Origin of the sequence: Paracoccus sp. SJTW-4 (assembly GCF_047716885.1) — a bacterium.
Classification (GTDB): Bacteria; Pseudomonadota; Alphaproteobacteria; order Rhodobacterales; family Rhodobacteraceae; genus Paracoccus; species Paracoccus solventivorans.
On sequence record NZ_CP136681.1, the window covers coordinates 1,445,705 to 1,464,473 of the forward strand.

The following is an 18,769-nucleotide window of genomic DNA, read 5'->3' on the forward strand; positions in this document are numbered from 1 at the left end:
GTTCAGGGGAATGCAGTCAGGTCCATGGCTTGAGGAAAGGCGGGGTACCGATTCCTGTCAAGCCCTGTGTGCCATTCCCCGCCCGAGAGCGGGTCAGTCCTTCGATACACCCAGCGGCTTGCCCGCGACCACCCAGTCGCTGGGCGCCACCTCGGAGAACATCACCGTCGTCGCGGTGGGAGAGATCCCCGCCTTTTCCTCGAGCACGCGGGTGATGGCCTCGGCGATCTCCATCTTCTGGGCGTGGCTGCGGCCGGGGAACAGCTCGATGCGGACCAGCGGCATGGGGGGCTCCTTTTGCAAAACGGGGTAGCGGGCCGGGGGCCGCGGGACCAGCTATCCCGATTCGGGGGCGCGCCGTCCAGTGCCCGCGCGGCGGGATGGTGACGCGGGGGCGGTACGATCTGCCGCTTTGATCCGCGCCCGGATTGCGGCGTAGAATGCCCCCGACCATCCCGCACCGCAGGAGAGAGGATGATGACCCCGCCGACCCCGCCCGGCCAGCGCAGCCCCCGCCGACCCCGCCGCAGCACGCCCCGCCCCGCAGCGCGCAAAGACGCCACGGCGCACCCCGACGCCGCGCCGGCGGACGCCGCAGCAGCCGCAGAAGCAGCATCCGCAGCACCGCCGGATATCGCGCCCGCTCCGGCGCCCGCTGCACCGAGTGCCCCCGGGGTTGCGCCCTCTCTCGCCCCCGGCTCCACCGCTTCCGCATCCGCGAAAGCTGCATCCGCCGCACCGCCGGATATCGCGTCCGCACCGGCATCTGCTGCACAAAGGGCTGCCACCGCTGCGCCCCCTCTCGCCGTGGCTGCACCCGCCGCTTCCGCACCCCCGCCTTCCGTGGCTGCACCGGCTACCGCCGGGCCGGCCCTCACCGCTCCCCTGCCCTCGCCGGAACCACCCGCTGCGGCACGCCCCCAGCTGCCTCCGGTCGCGCGCGAGGAAACCCTGGGGCGCGAGGGCTATCGCATCTTCGACCGGATGCGCGCGGCCTGGTCGGCGCAGCTGACGGGCGGGCTGTCGCCTGCGGCCGCCAGCCTGGCCATGCACGACTGGGCCATGCATCTGGCCGCCGCCCCCGGCAAGCGGATGGAGTTGGCCGACAAGGCCAACCGCAAGGCGGCGCGGCTGCTGTGCCACCTGGCCGAGGTGGCGGCGCAAAGCGACGCCCCCGCCTGTATCGAGCCGCTGTCCGGCGATTACCGCTTTGCCGACGACCGCTGGCGCAAGCCGCCCTTCAGCATCTGGGCGCAGGCGTTCCTGTTGCAGCAGCAATGGTGGCACAACGCCACCAACGAGGTGCCCGGCGTCCACCCCCATCACCAGCGGCTGGTGTCCTTCATGGCGCGGCAGGTGCTGGACGTGTTCTCACCCTCGAACTCGCCGCTCACCAACCCCGAGGTGATCGCCCGCACCGTGCAGACCGGGGGGATGAACCTGATGCAGGGGACGCTGAACTGGTGGCAGGACATGGCGCGGCAGGCGGCAGGCCAGCCGCCCGCAGGGGCCGAGGATTTCGTGGTCGGCCGCGATGTCGCGGTGACGCCGGGCAAGGTGGTCTGGCGCAACCACCTGATCGAGCTGATCCAGTATACGCCCACGACCGAGACCGTCCACCCCGAGCCGGTGCTGATCGTGCCGGCCTGGATCATGAAATACTACATCCTCGACCTGTCGCCGCAGAACTCGCTGATCCGCTATCTGGTGGCGCAGGGGCATACGGTGTTCTGCATCTCGTGGCGCAACCCGACCGCCGAGGACCGCGAGCTGAGCCTGGACGACTATCGCCGGCTGGGGGTGATGGATGCGCTGGACGCGATCGGGGCGATCCTGCCCGAACGGCGCACCCATGCGATCGGCTATTGCCTGGGCGGCACGCTGCTGACCATCGCCGCCGCCGAAATGGCGCACCGCGGCGACCGGCGGCTGGCCAGCATGACGCTGCTGGCCGCGCAGACCGATTTCAGCGAACCGGGGGAACTGGCGCTGTTCATCGACCCCAGCCAGCTGCACGTCCTTGAAAGCATGATGTGGAGCCGGGGCTACCTGTCCTCGGACCAGATGGCGGGGGCGTTCCAGCTTTTGCGCAGCAACGACCTGATCTGGTCGCGGATGGTCCACGACTATCTGATGGGCGAGCGGCGGCCGATGATCGACCTGATGGCGTGGAACGCCGATTCCACCCGGATGCCGTGGCGGATGCATTCGGAATATCTGCAGCGGCTGTATCTGGACAACGAGCTGGCGGCCGGGCGCTTCATGGTCGAAGGCCGGCCGGCGGCGATCCAGAACATCCGGGTGCCGATGTTCGTGGTCGGCACCGAACGCGACCACGTGGCGCCGTGGCGGTCGGTCTACAAGATCCACTACCTCAGCAGCAGCGCGGTGACCTTCGTGCTGACCAGCGGCGGCCACAATGCCGGCATCGTCAGCGAGCCGGGCCGCCCGCGCCGCCGCTACCGCATCGCGCTGCGCGAGGAAAACGGGCTTTGCCTCGACCCCGACAGCTGGACCGAGGCGGCCGCGCCGCATCTGGGGTCGTGGTGGCCGGCGCTGACCGGCTGGCTGGCGCAGCATTCCGGCGCCCCCGTGGCGCCGCCGCCGATGGGGGCGCCGGACCGCGGCTATCCGGTTCTGGGCGACGCGCCGGGGGAATACGTGTTCCAGCGCTAGGCCGCCCCGCCGCCCCGCATCGCCGGGGCGGCAAAGCCTTGCCGGGCGATCCTGTTCCATCTGGACCGTATATTCGAAACCCTGTAGGTTGGAGGCATGGACAGCCACGCTTCTGACCACGCGGCCCCGGTCGCCATCGACCCCGAGGCCATGCGCGCCGCCGCCGACGAGGCGAGCGAGTTTCTCAAGTCATTGGGCAACCGCCATCGGCTGCTGATCCTGTGCCAGCTGGTGCAGGGGGAAAAATCGGTGGGGCAGCTGGCCGAGTTCCTGCAGGTGCGCGATTCGACGGTGTCGCAGCACCTGTCGCTGCTGCGGCGCGAACGCATCGTGGCGGGGCGCCGCGACGGGCAGACAATCTGGTACCGGATCGAAAGCGACGCCGCCCGGCAGATGATGGACGTGCTTTACGGCAATTTCTGCGCCGCAGGCTGATCCCCGGCGCATGGCTCCACCGCGGCGCGCAGCGCGCAATCCGCCGCGTGCTGGGACAGGAACACCCGCCCGGTCAGGTGGTCCAGGAAATCGCTGCGCTGCAGGCGGTCCATCACCGGCCCCTTCACCTCGGACAGGTGAAAGCGGATGCCGGCGTCGGCCAGGCGGCGGTTGATCTCCTGCAGGCTTTCCAGGGCGCTGGCGTCGATGTCGTTGATGGCGGGGCACATCAGCACCACATGGCGCAGGCCCGGACGCTCGGCCACCAGCTCGGCGATGCGGTCCTCGAGGAAGCGGGCATTGGCGAAATACAGGCTTTCATCGACGCGCAGGGACAGGATTTCCGGGTGGGTGATGACCTCGTGCCGGTCGATGTTGCGGTAATGCTCGGTCCCCGGCACCTGCCCAACAATGGCGGAATGAGGACGGCTGCTGCGCCACAGATGCAGCCCCAGCGACAGCGCCACGCCGGTAGTCACCCCCTGCTCGACCCCGACCGCCAGCGTCACCAGGATCGTGCCCAGCATCGCCGCGAAATCAGGGCGCGAATAGCGCCAGGTCCGCGCGATGGCGGGGAAATCGACCAGCGACAGCACGGCCAGGATGATGGTGGCGGCCAGCGTCGCCTGCGGCAGATGCGACAGCAGCGGCGTCAGGAACAGCGCCGCCAGCGCGATGCCCAGCGCGGTGAACATCCCCGCCGCCTGTGTCCGCGCGCCCGCGTCGAAGTTCACCACCGAGCGCGCGAAGCCCCCGGTCACCGGATAGCCCGACGACACCGCAGCGGCGAGATTGGCGGCGCCCAGCCCGATCAGTTCCTGATCCGGGACGATCCGTTCGCGCCGCCGCGCGGCCAGCGTCTGCGCCACCGACACCGATTCGACGAAACCGACGATCGAGATCAGGAACGCCGCCGGCGCCAGCACCACGACCAGCTCGGGCGACAGATCCGGCAGCCGCGGCACCGGGAGGCCGCTGGGGATCTCGCCCACCAGCGCAACGCCGCGGGCGCCAAGGTCCAGCGCCCGGGCGATCAGGATGGTGGCGGCAATGGCCAGGATCGGGGCGGCGCGCGCGATCATGTCGGCCGGCCGCGCCCCCAGCCCGGCGGCAATCAGCCAGCGCTTGGCGCTGCGGCGCGCCAGATACAGGAACCCCAGCGCCCCCGCCCCCACCGCCAGCGTCCACGGGTTCACCTGCCCCAGCTGCCGCGCCAGCCCGGCAAGGATCGCGGGCAGGGTCGCGCCGCCGCCCGGCACGCCCAGGATATGGCGCAGCTGCCCAGCCGCGATCAGCAGCCCCGAGGCGGTGATGAACCCCGAAATCACCGGATGGCTGAGGAAATTGGCCAGAAACCCCAGCCGCAGCAACCCCATCGCCACCAGCATCGCCCCCGACAGCGCCGCCAGCGTCACCGCTGCGGTCACCGCATCGGCGATCCCTGCGGCCACCACCGGCGCTACGGCCGAGGCGGTCATCAGCGACACTACCGCCACCGGCCCGACCGCCAGCGTCCTCGACGACCCGAACAGCGCGAACGCCACCAGCGGTAGCACCGACGCGTAAAGCCCCGTCTCGGGCGGCAGCCCCGCCAGCATCGCATAGGCCAGGCTTTGCGGGATCAGCATGATCGTGACGATGACCGCCGCCAGCAGATCGGCCGACAGGGTGCCGGCATCGTAACCCCGCCCCCAGCCGAGGATGGGCATCCAGCGCTCGAGTCGTTTCACGGGTCCGCTCCTTGGAAAACCCCGCGCGGGGCCCTAGGCGGCGCGGGGGCAGATGGCCGGCAGGGGCCGCTCAGACGCCCTGGCGGCCGGGGGCGGCGGACAGGTCCTGCCGCTTGAGGATGCGGGCCAGCAGGATGCCCGTGACCATGGCGGCGACGAACACCACCGGCTCGAACCGCATCAGCCCCAGCGCGGGGATGACACCGCCCGGGCAGAACCCCGAGATGCCCCACCCGATACCGAAGACGGCCGAGCCCAGCACCAGCCCTGGGTCGATGTCGCGCCTTGCGGGCAGGTGGAAGCGCCCGCCCAGCAGCGGGCCGGGCCGTTTCAGCACCAGCCGGTAGCCGACAAAGGTCACCGCCAGCGCGCCGCCCATCACGAAGATCAGCGACGGGTCCCAGTTCCCGGCAAGGTCGAAAAAGTTCAGCACCTTGGCCGGGTTCGCCATACCCGACAGCGCGATGCCGGCGCCGAACACCAGCCCGATCAGCAGAGCCGAGATCACCACCAATTCAGAACCCTCCGATCAGGTGGCGGATGACGAACACCGTCGCGAAGGACGCCAGCATGAAGGTCACGGTGGCCACCAGCGAGTGCGGCGACAGCCGGGCATTGCCGCAGATCCCGTGCCCCGAGGTGCAGCCGGCGCCATAGACGACTCCGACCCCGACCAGCAGCCCGCTGACCACCGTCCACACCATCGGCACGGGCGATTCGAACGGGATCGCGACGCCGCCCGCCCGGATCATCAGCGCCGGCGCGGCGATGGCGCCCAGCAGGAACGCCGCGCGCCAGCCCCAGTCCCCGGCCACCGGCAGCAGCCCGCCGAGGATCCCGGTCATGCCGGCGATGCGGCCGTGCAGCGCCATCAGCGCCACCGCCGCAACGCCGATCAGCGCACCACCCAGCAAGGACAGCAGCGGGGTGAAGTCGGTCATTTCCGCCCCTCGATGGTGCAGATGCCCAGCAGCTTCCACACCGGGCAAAAGCGGATCGCGGCGGTGCCGATCAGCACCAGCCCGACGATCACCGATACCCAGGTCCATGCGGTGGTGAAGCTGAACAGGAACGGCAGCAGCACCAGCACCACCCCGACGATCAGCCGGGCGATCCGTTCGGCATTTCCAATATTCGCCTGCATTTCCAGTCTCCTTTCCCCGGTCGCTTTCCTAGTCCCAAGCCGCTTCGAGCAGGTCGAGCGGGATTTTCAGATAACGCCGCCCGTTGGATTCGGGTTCGGGCAGACGCCCGGCATTGGTGTTGATCTGCAGCGCGTGCAGGATCAGCTTGGGCATCGGCAGGGTCTTGTCGCGCGCCTCGCGGGCGGCGACGAAATCGGCCTCGGTCAGATATTTCGACATATGGCAGTTGCTGGCCTTCTGCTCGGCCACGGTGGATTCCCACTTCGGCGCGCGCCCGCCCTGGCAATAGTCGTGGCCGGTGAAGATGCGGGTCTCGTCCGGCAGGGCGAGGATGTCCTGGATCGACCGCCACAGCACATGCGCATCGCCGCCGGGGAAATCGGCGCGGGCGGTGCCGCTGTCGGGCATGAACAGCGTGTCATGCACGAAGGCCGCATCGCCGATCACATAGGTGATCGAGGCGAGCGTATGGCCGGGCGACAGCATCACCCGCGCGGGGATGTTGCCGACGCTGAAGCTTTCGCCCTCGGCGAACAGCCTGTCCCATTGCGAGCCGTCGGCCGGGAAGTCGGGCCAGTTGTAGAAGCCCTTCCACAGCTTCTGCACCTCGACCACCTTGTCGCCGATGGCGGTCGGCGCGCCCGTCTTGCGCTTGAGGTAATCGGCGGCGGTGAAATGGTCGGCATGGGGGTGGGTGTCGAGGATCCACTGCACCTCATAGCCCTTGTCGGCGATGAACTTCAGGATGCGGTCGGCTTGAATCGTCGCGGTCGCGCCGGATTTCTCGTCATAGTCCAGCACCGGGTCGATGATGGCGCATTTTCCGGTCGCCGGGTCGGCCACGACATATTGCACCGAGCCGGTGCGTTTTTCGTAAAATCCGGTCACTTCAGGGGCTTGGGTCATCGGGGGTCTGCTCCTGCGGTTCCTGTCCGTGTCTGTCCGACGCCGCTGCCGGGCGCGCGCCGCGTTCATTCAATAATGCGAATATTTGCATCCTTCAAGGGCAATGGCGCAGTCGACAGCAGATCCGCCCCGCCCCGCGCGATGCGGGCGGGCTTGCCCTGGACCAAGGCCGCCGCGGCGTTCAGCCCGGCGGGGCCTGCCCGTTCCACGCCGCGGCGCGGGGCGGCGACAGGTGCAGCAGGTCGACCGCCCGCGCGGCGATCTGGTCGGTGATCTCGGCCACGCTCTGCGGGCGCAGGTAGAAGGCCGGGACCGGCGGCATCACCACCGCCCCCATTTCCGTCACCGCCGTCATGTTGCGAAGATGCGCCAGCGTCAGCGGCGCCTCGCGCGCCAGCAGCACCAGAGGCCGGCGTTCCTTCAGATGCACGCTGGCGGCGCGGATCAGCAGATTGTCGTCCAGCCCGTGGGCGATGGCGGCAAGGCTGCGCATCGAACAGGGGGCAACGATCATCCCCCGCGTCGGAAACGACCCCGAGGCGAGCGTAGCCCCCACATCCCCCGCCGGGTGCACGTGATCGACCAGCGCCGCCAGCTCATCAAGCGCGCCCGGCCCGATTTCCTCGCGCAGGGTGCGCTTGCCCATCGGGGACACCACCAGCTCGACCGCCGCGCCCACAGCCCGCAGATGCCGCGCGCAGGCCAGCGCCAGTGCGGCGCCGGAGGCCCCCGACAGCCCCAGGACCACCGTCACCGGATCATCCCCGGCCGGGGCAAGGTCGGGCGGGTGCGGCGCGGCGCACCCCCTTGCCCCGCGACGTCCTGCGCGGCCATTCCGGCCCGGGCGAGGATGCCGTCGGCAGCCGCCTCATGCGCGGGGTCGAGCCGCATCACCTGCCCCCATTCGCGCGAGGTCTCCGGCCCGATCTTGGTGGTGGCGTCGATCCCCAGCTTGCCCGCCAGCCCCTCCAGCGGCGAGGCGAAGTCCAGGTAATCCATCGGCGTGCGGTCCAGCACCACCAGGTCGCGGCCGGGGTCCATGCGGGTGGATAGCGCCCAGGCGATGTCGTCCCAGTTACGCGCGTCGATGTCGGAATCGACCACGATCAGCAGCTTGGTATAGCTGAACTGCGCCAGCATCCCCCAGACCGCCATCATCACCCGCCGCGCCTGCCCCGGATAGCGCTTGTCGATGGCGATCACCCCGATGCGATAGGAACAGGCCGCGGGGGGCAGCCACAGGTCGCGGATTTCCGGGATCTGCTGGCGGATCACCGGCAGGGCAAGGTCGTTGAACACCTCGCCGATGACCGAGGGCTCGTCCGGCGGACGGCCGGTGACGGTGGACAGATACAGCGGATCCTCGCGCCCGGTCACGGCCGAGACCCGCATCACCGGGAACGGCTCTACGGCGTTGTAATAGCCGGTGTGGTCGCCGAACGGCCCCTCGGGCGCGGTCTCGCCGGGATGGATCCAGCCCTCGATCACCATTTCGGCGCGGGCGGGGACCAGCAGCGGCACGGTGCGCGCGGGCACAAGTTCCGTCCGCGCGCCGCGCAGCACGCCCGAAAACGTCATTTCGGACACGGTTTCCGGCAAGGGCAGCGCCGCGGCCAGCAGCGTCGCCGGATCGGCGCCCAGCACGATCGCCACCGGCATCGGCTGGCCTGCGCGTTCCCAGCTGCGGGCATGGGCCGCGCCGCCGCGATGGGCCAGCCAGCGCATGATCAGCCGGTCCGGCCCCAGCACCTGCGCGCGATAGACGCCCAGGTTGTAACGCCCCACATCCTGCGCGGCGCTGTCGTGGGGCCGCGTCACCACCACCGGCCAGGTGATCAGCGGCCCGCCATCCTCGGGCCAAGGCACCTGCACCGGCAGCGCCGTCAGGTCGGGGCGCTCGTCCACCCGCGCCTGCACCGGCCCGGCGCGCAGGACCCGTGCCCGGGTGGACAGCGCCGCCTTGAGCATGGGCCAGCGCGACAGCCCGTCGCGCATCCCCTCGGGCGGGGTCGGGTTGCGCAATTCGGCCAGGAAAGCGCCGAAGTCGGGCACCTGATCCAGCGTCAGCCCCATGCCGGCGGCCACCCGCGCAGGAGTCGCGAACAAATTGCTGACAACCGGCATTCCGGCGGGCCGCCCATCGCCCAGCGTGGCTGCGTCAAATCGAAGCACCGGCCCGCCTGCGCGCAGCGCCGCCAGCTGCACGGCGGTCATTTCATGGCGCACGGATACCGGCTCGGAAATCGGCAGAAGCTGTCCCTGCTGGCGATTCCAGTCAAGAAACGCGCGCAGATCGGCAAAGGGGGGCAGGGTTCTCACAGCTTTGCATCCGGTCGTGGCTCGCCCTCGGCTAGCACCGTTCCGCCTTTGGCGGCTTGGCTTAGATCAAGCACCCCCTGCCCGCGACGTTATAGCCTGCACCGGACTGGAAAGGACCGACATGACCCTTGATGGAACCGAGCTGCCGCGCTGTCCGCGCGCCATTGCGCTGGCCATGCGTCCGCTGCCGCTGCCGGTGCTGGGCGTGGCGCTGACGCAATTCACGCGCCGGGTGACCGACAGCCACCCCGGGCTGCTGCGCCGGCTGGGCCCCTATGCCCAGCGCACGGTGCTGATCGACCCGACCGACCTGCCCTTTGCCTTCTGGCTGGACCCCGAGGCCGGGCCCCGCATCAGCGCCCACCGCCGACACCGCGCGCCTGCGGCCGACGCCCGCATCGCCGGGCCGGTCGCGGCGCTGATCGGGATGCTGCACGGGCGTTTCGACGGCGACGCGCTGTTCTTTTCGCGCGACCTGACCATCGAGGGCGATACCGAGGCCGTGCTGGCGCTGCGCAATGCGCTGGACGACGCGGAACTGGACCTGTCCGAGGAACTGATCCGCCTGTCCGGCCCGGCGGGCGCGCTGCTGCGGCGGCTGTTGGCCGGGGTCGAGCGGGTCAGCGGCCTGCCCCTGCATCGCGACGACCGGAACGGAGGCTTCGCATGATGGAACTCGTCTGCCCCGCGGGCACTCCCGCCTCGCTGCGCGCCGCGGTCGATGCCGGCGCCCATGCGGTCTATTGCGGCTTCAACGACGAAACCAACGCCCGCAACTTTCCGGGGCTGAACTTTTCTCCCGAGGAACTGGCCGAGGGCATCGCCTATGCCCATGCCCGCGGCGCCAAGGTGCTGGTGGCGCTGAACACCTTCCCCCGCGCGGGGGGCGAGGTGCTGTGGCACCGGGCGCTGGCCAATGCGGAAAGCGCCGGCGCCGATGCGGTGATCCTGGCCGATCTGGGCTTGCTCGACTACGCCGCCACCCATCACCCCGACCTGCGCCGGCACCTGTCGGTGCAGGCCGCCGCCGCCAACCCCGACGCGATCAATTTCTACGCCGCGACCTTCGGCGTGCGCCGGGTGGTGCTGCCGCGGGTGCTGACCGTGGACGAGATCCGCGCCATCAACCGCGAGATCGACGTGGAAACCGAGGTTTTCGTGTTCGGCGGCCTCTGCGTCATGGCCGAGGGGCGCTGCTCGCTGTCGTCCTATGCTACCGGGCGCTCGCCCAACATGAACGGGGTGTGCTCGCCCGCCAGCCACGTGGTCTATTCGGAAGAAACCGACGGGCTGCGCGCACGGCTGGGCGATTTCACCATCCACCGCACGCCCAAGGGCCAGCCCGCCCCCTATCCGACGCTGTGCAAGGGCTGCTTCACCTCGGGCGAGCAGACCGGCCATGTGTTCGAGGATCCGGTCAGCCTGGACGCCACCCAGCTGATCCCGGCGCTGGCCAAGGCCGGCGTCACCGCGCTGAAGATCGAGGGCCGCCAGCGGTCGCGCGCCTATGTGGCCGAGGTGGTGCGCAGCTTCCGCGCCGCGGTCGAGGCGCAGGCGGCGGGCCTGCCCCTGCCGCAGGGTGCGCTGGCGCGGCTGGCCGAGGGCCAGGCCGGCACCACCGGCGCCTATGCCAAGACCTGGAGGTAAGGCGATGGACCTGACGATCGGACCCAACCAGTTCTTCTGGCCCGCCGAAACCGTGCGCGACTTCTACGCCCGCATGGCGCAGGCCTCGGCCGCCCGCGTGGTGCTGGGCGAACTGGTCTGCTCCAAGCGCCTGCCGTTCTGGGAAAACGAGATCCCCGTCGCCATCGAGGCCCTGCAGGCCGCCGGCAAGCAGGTCGCCCTGACCACGCTGGCGCTGATCACCCTGAAACGCGAGCGCAAGCTGACCGCCGAGCTGATCGAGCTTGGCCTGCCGGTCGAGATCAACGACCTCTCGGCCCTGCAGCTGCTGCCCGAGGGGCGCGAGTTCTGGGCCGGGCCGCTGGTCAATGTCTACAACACCGGCACGGTGCAGTTCCTGGCCCGCCGCGGCGCCACCCGCATTTGTCTGCCGCCCGAGCTGCCGCTGGAATCGGTGGCGGTGCTGGCGCAGGCGGGCCGCGACTGCGGCGTCGCGGTCGAGGTCTGGGGCCACGGCCGCCTGCCGCTGGCGGTGTCGGGGCGCTGCTATCACGCGCGACTGCACGACCGCGCCAAGGACAGCTGCCAGTTCGTCTGCGGCGAGGATCCCGACGGCCGCGACGTGGAAACCCTGGACGGAGAGCCGTTCCTGACGGTGAACGGAATCCAGACGCTCAGCCAGTCCACCGCCACCGCCGCCTGGCACATCGAGGCGCTGCGCGAGGCCGGGGTGTCAACGCTGCGCCTGTCCCCGCAAAGCCGCGATTTCCCCCAAGTGGTCGCCGGCTACGCCGCGCTGATCGCCGGCCAGACCACCCCCGACGCGCTGACCGAGACCCTGCGCCACTCCGCCCCCCTGGGGCGGCTGTCGAACGGCTTTCTGACCGGCCCTTGCGGCGCGGATTTCAGCGAGACCGCCTGAGGCGAAAGGCGTCGGGACATGCCGAAGAAGGCATAGGGACGGCTACCGCACGGCGAAAAGGACTATCGCACACCACCCGCCGGTCAGCCGGCGGGTGGGAAGGCCGCGCCCCCGGCGATTGACCCCCGCCCACTGGAACGGCGAAGCAGGCATCCGCACGCGAAACCTCCGCGCTGCTGGCGACGCCCTGCCCTTGGCGCCGATCAGAACCGCCAGGTCGCCCCGATCACCGGGCCCTGCATCCGCGTGTCGAAAACATGGCCGTCGTGGTCGTAATCCACGTCCAGCACCCGATAGCCGAACGAGATCGAGGCGCTGTCGGTGACGATGTAATTCGCCGTCGCCAGCACCGACCAGGTCAGGTCGGATCCCGCGCCGAAGCCGCCGATATCCGCCTGCGCCTGAAGCGACCAGTCCTTGTTGATCCGGGCAAAGCCGCGCAGGCCCACCAGCGGGTCGAACCAGTCAAAACTTTCCTTGGCGGTCAGGGTCCCGACGGCCGCGCTTGCCGTCAGCTCGTTCGAGATATGCCAGTAGCGCACGCCCCCCAGCCCATCCAGCGTCAGCCCGGGCGCATCGTACAGGCGATAGCCCGCCTGCAGGGTCAGCATGAGCTGCTTGCTGTCCACCTCGCCGCGGACCGGCACCTCCAGCGGCGGCAGCACGGGCAGGACACCCGTCCTGACATCGGTCGTATTCACGAACATCAGGTCGCCCGAGAACACGAACCTGTCCTTGCGCGCCCAGATATTCAGGAAGCCGCCAAGCTCCAGCTCCTCCATCACGTCCGAAAAGCCTTTCTCGATCCCGATGGTCGGGCCGCGCCGGAACGGCGACACCTGCCCCTTGATCCCCGTGGCCCAGAGATAGGGCGAAACCTGAACCACCTGGTCGGGGCCGTCGGTTTGGGCAGCGGCTTGCCCGGCAAGGGCGGCCTGCGCGACGATCAGCGCCAGAATGGACAGACTCGCAGTTTTCATGACGTCCTCTTGCAGTCAAATCAAGCGCTTGCTCCAGCGGCATCCTACCGGCATAGTGACCTTGTTCAATCGGATTGTTCGGCTGCAAGCTCAGACCGCCTGCCAGCATCGCCTGCAGAACCCATGGACTCCTCCTACAATTCACTTGTGAAAGAGCCCCGAATGTTGTCACAGCGCCCCCTGCCCGCCCTGTTCGCAATGACGCTGTTGTGCGGCAGTCTTGTTGCCGCCAGTGTCGCCGACGCCTGCACAAGGCTGGTTTATCTGGGCGAGAACGGACAGGTCGTCACCGCCCGCTCGATGGACTGGAAGCTGGACGTGGGCACCAACCTCTGGGTATTGCCCCGCGGCATCGCCCGTAACGGCGAGGCGGGGCCGAACTCGGCCGAGTGGACGGCGAAATACGGCAGCGTGGTCGCCACCGGCTATGACGTCGCCACCACCGACGGCATGAACGAGGCCGGCCTGGTCGCCAACGTCCTGTGGCTGGTCGAGTCGGAATACCCCGAATACGACGGCACCACCCCGGGCCTGTCGATCTCGCTCTGGGCGCAATACGTGCTGGACAACTTCGCAACGGTGGAAGAGGCGGTGACCGCGCTTGCGGCCGAGCCCTTTACCCTGGTGACCGACAGCGTCCCGGGCGAAGAGCGGCTGGCGACGCTGCATCTGTCGATTTCCGACGCCACCGGCGACAGCGCCATCGTCGAATACATCGGCGGCAAGCAGGTGATCCACCACAGCCGCGATTACCAGGTGATGACCAACTCTCCGACCTTCGAAGAGCAGCTGGCCCTGAACGAATACTGGAAGCAGATCGGCGGCACGGTGATGCTTCCGGGCACGAACCGCGCCGCGGACCGCTTTGCCCGCGCCTCGTTCTACGTCAACGCGATCCCCAAGACCGACAACGCGGCCGAAACGCTCGCCAGCGTCTTCGGGGTGATCCGCAACACCTCGGTGCCGTACGGGATCACCACCCCGGACCAGCCCAATATCTCGTCGACCCGCTGGCGCACGGTCGCGGACCACAAGCGCAAGCTGTATTTCTTTGAATCCGCGCTGGCGCCGAACGTCTTCTGGGTCGACCTGAACGGGCTGGATTTCTCGCAAGGCGCCAAGGTCATGAAGCTGGACCTGGGTCCGAACCAGAGCAACAGCTTTGCGGGCATGGCGAATGACGCGTTCAAGGAGGCCGAACCGTTCCAGTTCCTTGGCCTGTAGGCGCAGGGAAACACCAAGCCCGGGTCCGCACCGCAGCCGCGCGGACCCGGCGATCATCCAGCCTAGCGGCTGAGAGCTCGGGGCGGCTGCCGGGCGGATCGGCGCTCTGCTTCGGCAAGCCGAACCGAGGCCACGCCGTAGAATCGGAAAACGACGTCTAGCCCGCTGCCGTGTTACCCGGGTGAAGGCAATTTCAACTTCAACAGAGAAATGGTGCCCGGAGGCGGATTCGAACCACCGACACGCGGATTTTCAATCCGCTGCTCTACCAACTGAGCTATCCGGGCCCAAGGGGGCGCCTTGTGTGGCAACCCGTGGGTGGGGCGTTCCTAGACAAGCCGGGCGCGGCTGTCCAGAGCCAAAATCACCTGTCGTCCTCGTCCGTGTCGCGGGGCTCGGGGAAGGCGGTGTCGTGGGTGCCCCCGGCGGGTTCGCCGGGGATGCGATAGTCGCCGCGCAGCCAGCGCGCCAGGTCCAGATCGGCGCAGCGGCGCGAGCAGAACGGACGGTACTCCTCGGCCGGCGGCTTGCCGCAGATCGGGCAGCTCACGGCTCGTCCTCCACCATCGCGGCCTCGGCCAGCGCGACGGCGGCCAGCGGCACCCGGTCGCGCTTGCGGTTCAGCTCGTAAAGCCCCATCGCGGTCCAGCCGACCAGCGTTGCCTCGGCCCCGTCGGCCTTGAAGGCGGCGCGCAGCACCTGTTCCAGCGTGCCACGGTCGCGCTTGGGCATGGGGGCGAAGTCGATCACCACCTGCCCGCCAAAGCCGCGCAGCCGCAGCTGCCGCGGCAGGTCGCGGGCCAGCGCGATATTGGCCTTGAGCGCCGCGGCGGGCGAGGTGTCGCGGCCGGTGTTGACGTCCACCGCGACCAGCGCGCGGGTGGACTCGATCACCGCGAAACCGCCGCCGGGCAGGTCCAGTTCCGGGTCGAGCAGCCGGTCGATCACCGCGCCGACGCCATGGGCGTCAAAGGCGCCCTCGCCCTGGTCCACGTCGTCGGGGGGCGGGTCGGCCCAGTCGATCCAGGCGGCGCGCCAGGGCAGCTCGGCATCGACCAGCAGTTCGGGGCGGCCCTGCGCGTCGCCCATCACGGCGATGGCCAGCGACACCAGCCCCTCTGCCTCGTCGGCGATCACATCATCCTCGGCCAGGGCGGCGGCGCTGCGCATGACCAGCCCCAGATCCTCGGGCGCGTCCTCAAGCGCGGCCTGTCCCAGCGCCACCAGCCGGGCGCGGGTGTCCTCGTCGCGGATGCGGCGCGACACATTGACGCCGGGGGCGCCGGGCGTGGCGATCACCGTCTGGCCGCGGAACAGCACCCGCTGGCTGACCGGAATTGCCTTGCCGTCCTCGGCCGCGCCGGTGACCTGCACGATCATCGACTGCCCCTCGGACAGGCCGTGAGCGCCGCGCAGGAAGCCGCGCTCGCCCTCGGGCAGGCGCACGAAGACCCCGCCCTGCCCCTTGACCAGCCGGTCCACCACCGCGCGGCAGATCGCGCCCGGCGGCAACGTGGTCAGCGCCGACAGGTCGAACAGCAGGTCCTCGACCCGGCCGTCGACCATCAGCGCCGCAGCCTCGCGGCCCCAATACCGGCCCAGAACGATCTGGCGTCCCTTCATGTGCCGCTTTCCCCTGTTCCATGCGGCGCGCGAATCCCGAACGATTCCAGCAGCACCGCGGTTTCCGCCAGCGGCAGCCCGACCACCGCGGTGAACGAGCCCTGCATCCACGGCGCAAAAGCCGCGGCGCGTCCCTGGATCCCATAGCCGCCCGCCTTGCCGCGCCATTCGCCGCTGGCGACATAGGCGTCGATCTCGGCGGCCGACAGCGGGCGGAAACGCAGCGTGGTTTCCACCAGCCGGTGGCGGGCGCGCGCGCCCGACTGCACGGTGACGGCGGTCAGCACGCGGTGGCGCCGCCCCGACAGCAGGCGCAGGAATGCCGCGGCCTCGGCCCCGTCTTCGGGTTTGCCAAGGATGCGGCGGCCCGCGACCACCGTGGTGTCGGCGGCCAGCACCACGCCCGGTTCCACCAATGCCACGCAGGCGGCCTTTTCGGCCGCCATCCGCGCCACATAGGCGCGCGGCGTTTCATCCTTGCGGGGGGTCTCGTCGATATCGGCGGGGCTGATCGCATCGGGGGCGATGCCGATCTGCGCCAGAAGCTCCAGGCGGCGCGGGCTGGCCGAGGCCAGCACCAGCCGCGGCCCGTCAGTCAAGGCGCCCTCACTTGAAGCGGTAATTGATCCGCCCCTTCGTCAGGTCATAGGTGTTCATCTCGACCTGCACGCGGTCACCGGCCAGCACCCGGATGCGGTTCTTGCGCATCTTGCCTGCCATATGCGCGATGATCTCATGGCCGTTTTCGAGCTCGACCCGGAACGTCGCGTTGGGCAGCAGCTCCTTAACAACGCCTGGGAACTCGAGCATCTCTTCCTTGGCCATGTTCTCTCCTGTCAAAGTCCGCCCGGCGCGGACCGCTGCCATATGCCGCCAAATGCCGCGGTTTTCAAGGGGGCACGCCACGCTCACGGCCGGACACAAGCGGGTGGCCCGGGCATCTTGGGATGGAACGCATGGGCGGTTCGGTGGTTCACTTCCGGCAAGCCTCCGTTGCGGGGGCAAAGCGTGCGCGGCCGCATCCGCCGCGTCCCATGGTCCAGGCCATGGTCCAGGATTGTATCGGAGCCGGAATGACTCGAAAATTTCTTCGCAACACCACCTCTGTCGCATTGTGCATCGGCGTGGCGCTGCCGCAGATCGCGGCCGCGCAGCCGATGGATGACGGCAGGATCATCCTTGCCGCCGCCGACGAGGTGGCGCAGGCCGGGGCCGAGGTGATCCTGGTCCCGCCGCCCGAGGAACAGACCGAGGCGCAGGCCGAGGACGAGACAGCGCCGGAAGCCGAGCAGGCCGAGCCTGCGGCCGAGGCGGAACCGGCGGCTGCGCCGGAACCGGAGGCTGCGCCGGCGGCTGAGGCTGCGCCGGCGGCGGAACCCGCGGCCGAAGCGCCCGCGGCCGAGGCCACGACCGAGACTGCCGCCGAGCCTGCGGCGGAACCTGCCCCGGAAACCGCTGCCGAGCCCGCCGCCGAGCCCGAGGCAACAGCCGAGTCTGCCGCGGCCGAGGCGCCTGCGGCCGAGGCCGACCCGGATGCAGAGGCGCTGGCCAGCGCCCTTGACGAGCAAGAGGAAGCGGCCGCGGCTGCCGATGCGGATAGCGCGACTGAAGCCGCCGCGGCCGGCGCCGGGGAAACCCCGCCGCAGCCGCCGGTCGCCGCCCCGGCGGAACCGCAGGACACCGAGGCCACGGACACCACCGCGGCGCCCTCGGATGACGCGGCTACGACCGCAACCGACACCGGCGATGCGGAGGAATCGACCGCGGATACGGCGACGGGCACGGACGCCACCGCCGCGACGACCACGGATGCCGGGACCGAAACGGACGCCACAACCGACGCGACCGCGGACACCACCAGCACCACGGACGCCGGCGCAACCACCGCGGCGCCGGGGGATGGCCTTCCCACCACCGAGGACGTGGAGGCCGCGCTGGCCGAGGTGGTCGAAGTGCCCGAGGTCGAGGCCCCCACCACCGACGCCGCGCGCGAGGCGGCTGCCGCCGACACCGCCCCCGATGCGGCGGCGCTGGCCGATGCGCCCCCCGTCGCCACCACCGACACGCAGACGGTGACCGAGGAAACCTCGCGCAGCGCGACCGAGGATTTCCTGACCGACCTCAGCGGCATCGTCCGCGACAGCGGCGTGGCGACCACCACCGGCGCCGCAGCGACCACCGCCGCCACGCAAGAGGCCGACGACGACGACGACCGCAGCAACCTTGAAAAGACCCTGCGCCAGGCGGTGCTGCCGGCGCTGGCCGGGCTGGTGGTCGGGCAGATGCTGTCGAACAACCGCCAGGTCTCCCTGAACACCGGCGACCGGGTGGTGGTGACGCGGCCCGATGGCAGCCAGGAGATCATCAAGGACGACAATGCGCTGCTGCTGCGCCCCGGCTCGACCGTGCAGACGCAGGAATATGCCGACGGCTCGACCCGCACCATCGTCACCCGCGACGACGGCAGCCAGGTGGTGACGATCCGCGACGCCAACCTGCGGGTGCTGCGCCGCTCGCTGGTGCGGGCGGACGGCACCACGGTCGATCTGCTGGACGACACCGTGGCGGTGCAGCCGGTGGACGTGGCGGCGCTGCCGCCGCCGGCGCGGCCGATCACCCTTGCCCCCGGCCAGCAGATGTCGGAAGAGGCGCTGCGCGAGGCGCTACGGCGTGAAACCCAGGTCAACCGCAGCTTCACCCTGGGTCAGATCCGCAACATCCCCGAGGTGCGGGCGCTGGTCGCGCCGGTGGACATCCAGGCGATCACCTTCGACACCGGCTCGGCCGCGATCAAGTCGGACCAGGCGCAGGCGCTGTCGGCGCTGGGGCGAGTGATCGCGGAATCGATCCGGCAGAACCCGCGCGAGATCTATCTGATCGAGGGCCACACCGACACGGTGGGCGCCGACGCGATGAATCTGGCGCTGTCGGACCGCCGCGCGGAGTCGGTGGCGCTGGCGCTGACCCAGTTCTTCGGCGTGCCGCCGGAAAACATGGTGGTGCAGGGCTATGGCGAGCAGTTCCTGAAGGTGCCGCGCGAGGGCGACATCCGCGAAAACCGCCGCGCCTCGGTGCGTCGGATCACGGACCTGCTGGCGCGGAACTGAGCGTCCTTGGGCAAGCGGGGGCTCTGCCCCCGCACCCCCGGGGTATTTCCACCAGAAAGAAGCAGCGAGGGGCCGG

General features: G+C 69.9%; 20 protein-coding genes and 1 tRNA gene. 7 read left to right on the plus strand and 14 right to left on the minus strand.

Annotated features, from left to right (window positions below; translation table 11 throughout):
• Positions 1 to 93: 93 nt before the first annotated feature.
• Entirely contained in the window at positions 94 to 285 is a 192-nt protein-coding gene (locus RSP45_RS07105; RefSeq protein WP_415393791.1) for a tautomerase family protein, read from the minus strand.
• Between the two features lie 558 nt (positions 286 to 843).
• On the opposite strand from RSP45_RS07105, the gene RSP45_RS07110 reads away from it, so the two are divergent.
• On the plus strand, positions 844 to 2,676 hold the full coding sequence (locus RSP45_RS07110) for a PHA/PHB synthase family protein (protein WP_415393792.1): 1,833 nt from the start codon (positions 844 to 846) through the stop codon (positions 2,674 to 2,676).
• 96 nt (positions 2,677 to 2,772) lie between these two features.
• A complete protein-coding gene (locus RSP45_RS07115; RefSeq protein WP_415393793.1) occupies positions 2,773 to 3,111 on the plus strand; it encodes an ArsR/SmtB family transcription factor in 339 nt (112 codons plus the stop codon).
• On the opposite strand, the gene RSP45_RS07120 is transcribed toward RSP45_RS07115, so the two are convergent.
• From RSP45_RS07120 to RSP45_RS07150, 7 genes are all read right to left on the minus strand, one after another.
• Entirely contained in the window at positions 3,084 to 4,820 is a 1,737-nt protein-coding gene (locus RSP45_RS07120; RefSeq protein ID WP_415394012.1) for a SulP family inorganic anion transporter, read from the minus strand. The genes RSP45_RS07115 and RSP45_RS07120 overlap by 28 nt on opposite strands.
• A gap of 91 nt (positions 4,821 to 4,911) precedes the next feature.
• Positions 4,912 to 5,355: a DUF6691 family protein gene (locus RSP45_RS07125; RefSeq protein WP_415393794.1), complete on the minus strand. Its 444-nt coding sequence runs from the start codon at positions 5,353 to 5,355 to the stop codon at positions 4,912 to 4,914.
• 1 nt (position 5,356) lies between these two features.
• Positions 5,357 to 5,782 (minus strand): YeeE/YedE family protein, encoded by a 426-nt coding sequence (locus RSP45_RS07130; protein WP_415393795.1) that lies wholly within the window; start codon positions 5,780 to 5,782, stop codon positions 5,357 to 5,359.
• Positions 5,779 to 5,985, minus strand: coding sequence for a DUF2892 domain-containing protein (locus RSP45_RS07135; protein WP_415393796.1), 207 nt, complete (start codon positions 5,983 to 5,985; stop codon positions 5,779 to 5,781). The genes RSP45_RS07130 and RSP45_RS07135 overlap by 4 nt, the downstream gene beginning before the upstream one ends.
• Positions 5,986 to 6,013: 28 nt before the next feature.
• A complete protein-coding gene (locus RSP45_RS07140; protein WP_415393797.1) occupies positions 6,014 to 6,892 on the minus strand; it encodes an MBL fold metallo-hydrolase in 879 nt (292 codons plus the stop codon).
• A gap of 181 nt (positions 6,893 to 7,073) precedes the next feature.
• On the minus strand, positions 7,074 to 7,646 hold the full coding sequence (locus RSP45_RS07145; protein ID WP_415393798.1) for a UbiX family flavin prenyltransferase: 573 nt from the start codon (positions 7,644 to 7,646) through the stop codon (positions 7,074 to 7,076).
• Complete coding sequence (locus RSP45_RS07150; protein ID WP_415393799.1) at positions 7,643 to 9,211, minus strand: UbiD family decarboxylase; 1,569 nt, start codon at positions 9,209 to 9,211, stop codon at positions 7,643 to 7,645. Before RSP45_RS07150 ends, RSP45_RS07145 begins: the two co-directional genes overlap by 4 nt.
• Positions 9,212 to 9,332: 121 nt before the next feature.
• On the opposite strand from RSP45_RS07150, the gene ubiT reads away from it, so the two are divergent.
• The 3 genes from ubiT to ubiV are packed head-to-tail and all read left to right on the plus strand — an operon-like array spanning position 9,333 to position 11,759.
• Complete coding sequence (gene ubiT / locus RSP45_RS07155; RefSeq protein ID WP_415393800.1) at positions 9,333 to 9,881, plus strand: ubiquinone anaerobic biosynthesis accessory factor UbiT; 549 nt, start codon at positions 9,333 to 9,335, stop codon at positions 9,879 to 9,881.
• Positions 9,881 to 10,858 carry a ubiquinone anaerobic biosynthesis protein UbiU gene (ubiU, locus tag RSP45_RS07160; RefSeq protein WP_415394013.1) on the plus strand — a complete coding sequence of 326 codons (978 nt, stop codon included), beginning with the start codon at positions 9,881 to 9,883 and terminating at the stop codon, positions 10,856 to 10,858. The genes ubiT and ubiU overlap by 1 nt, the downstream gene beginning before the upstream one ends.
• A 4-nt stretch (positions 10,859 to 10,862) precedes the next feature.
• The gene (gene ubiV, locus RSP45_RS07165; RefSeq protein ID WP_415393801.1) at positions 10,863 to 11,759 is read left to right on the plus strand and encodes a ubiquinone anaerobic biosynthesis protein UbiV; all 897 of its coding nucleotides are present in this window, start codon (positions 10,863 to 10,865) and stop codon (positions 11,757 to 11,759) included.
• Positions 11,760 to 11,962: 203 nt separating this feature from the next.
• Here the strand turns inward: ubiV and RSP45_RS07170 are convergent, their stop codons facing one another.
• Positions 11,963 to 12,739, minus strand: coding sequence for a hypothetical protein (locus RSP45_RS07170; protein ID WP_415393802.1), 777 nt, complete (start codon positions 12,737 to 12,739; stop codon positions 11,963 to 11,965).
• Positions 12,740 to 12,901: 162 nt separating this feature from the next.
• Between RSP45_RS07170 and RSP45_RS07175 the strand changes: the two genes are divergently transcribed.
• The gene (locus tag RSP45_RS07175) at positions 12,902 to 13,963 is read left to right on the plus strand and encodes a linear amide C-N hydrolase (protein ID WP_415393803.1); all 1,062 of its coding nucleotides are present in this window, start codon (positions 12,902 to 12,904) and stop codon (positions 13,961 to 13,963) included.
• 211 nt (positions 13,964 to 14,174) lie between these two features.
• Here RSP45_RS07175 and RSP45_RS07180 read toward each other — a convergent pair.
• The 5 genes from RSP45_RS07180 to infA form a co-directional block, all read right to left on the minus strand.
• Positions 14,175 to 14,250, minus strand: a tRNA-Phe gene (locus tag RSP45_RS07180).
• Between the two features lie 77 nt (positions 14,251 to 14,327).
• A complete protein-coding gene (locus tag RSP45_RS07185; protein WP_415393804.1) occupies positions 14,328 to 14,513 on the minus strand; it encodes a DNA gyrase inhibitor YacG in 186 nt (61 codons plus the stop codon).
• Positions 14,510 to 15,586, minus strand: coding sequence for a ribonuclease E/G (locus RSP45_RS07190; protein WP_415393805.1), 1,077 nt, complete (start codon positions 15,584 to 15,586; stop codon positions 14,510 to 14,512). The genes RSP45_RS07185 and RSP45_RS07190 overlap by 4 nt, the downstream gene beginning before the upstream one ends.
• Positions 15,583 to 16,185 carry a Maf family protein gene (locus RSP45_RS07195; protein WP_415393806.1) on the minus strand — a complete coding sequence of 201 codons (603 nt, stop codon included), beginning with the start codon at positions 16,183 to 16,185 and terminating at the stop codon, positions 15,583 to 15,585. The genes RSP45_RS07190 and RSP45_RS07195 overlap by 4 nt, the downstream gene beginning before the upstream one ends.
• Before the next feature lie 7 nt (positions 16,186 to 16,192).
• A complete protein-coding gene (gene infA, locus RSP45_RS07200; protein WP_022707441.1) occupies positions 16,193 to 16,411 on the minus strand; it encodes a translation initiation factor IF-1 in 219 nt (72 codons plus the stop codon).
• A 248-nt stretch (positions 16,412 to 16,659) separates the two neighbouring features.
• Between infA and RSP45_RS07205 the strand changes: the two genes are divergently transcribed.
• Complete coding sequence (locus RSP45_RS07205; RefSeq protein ID WP_415393807.1) at positions 16,660 to 18,693, plus strand: OmpA family protein; 2,034 nt, start codon at positions 16,660 to 16,662, stop codon at positions 18,691 to 18,693.
• Positions 18,694 to 18,769 lie beyond the last annotated feature (76 nt).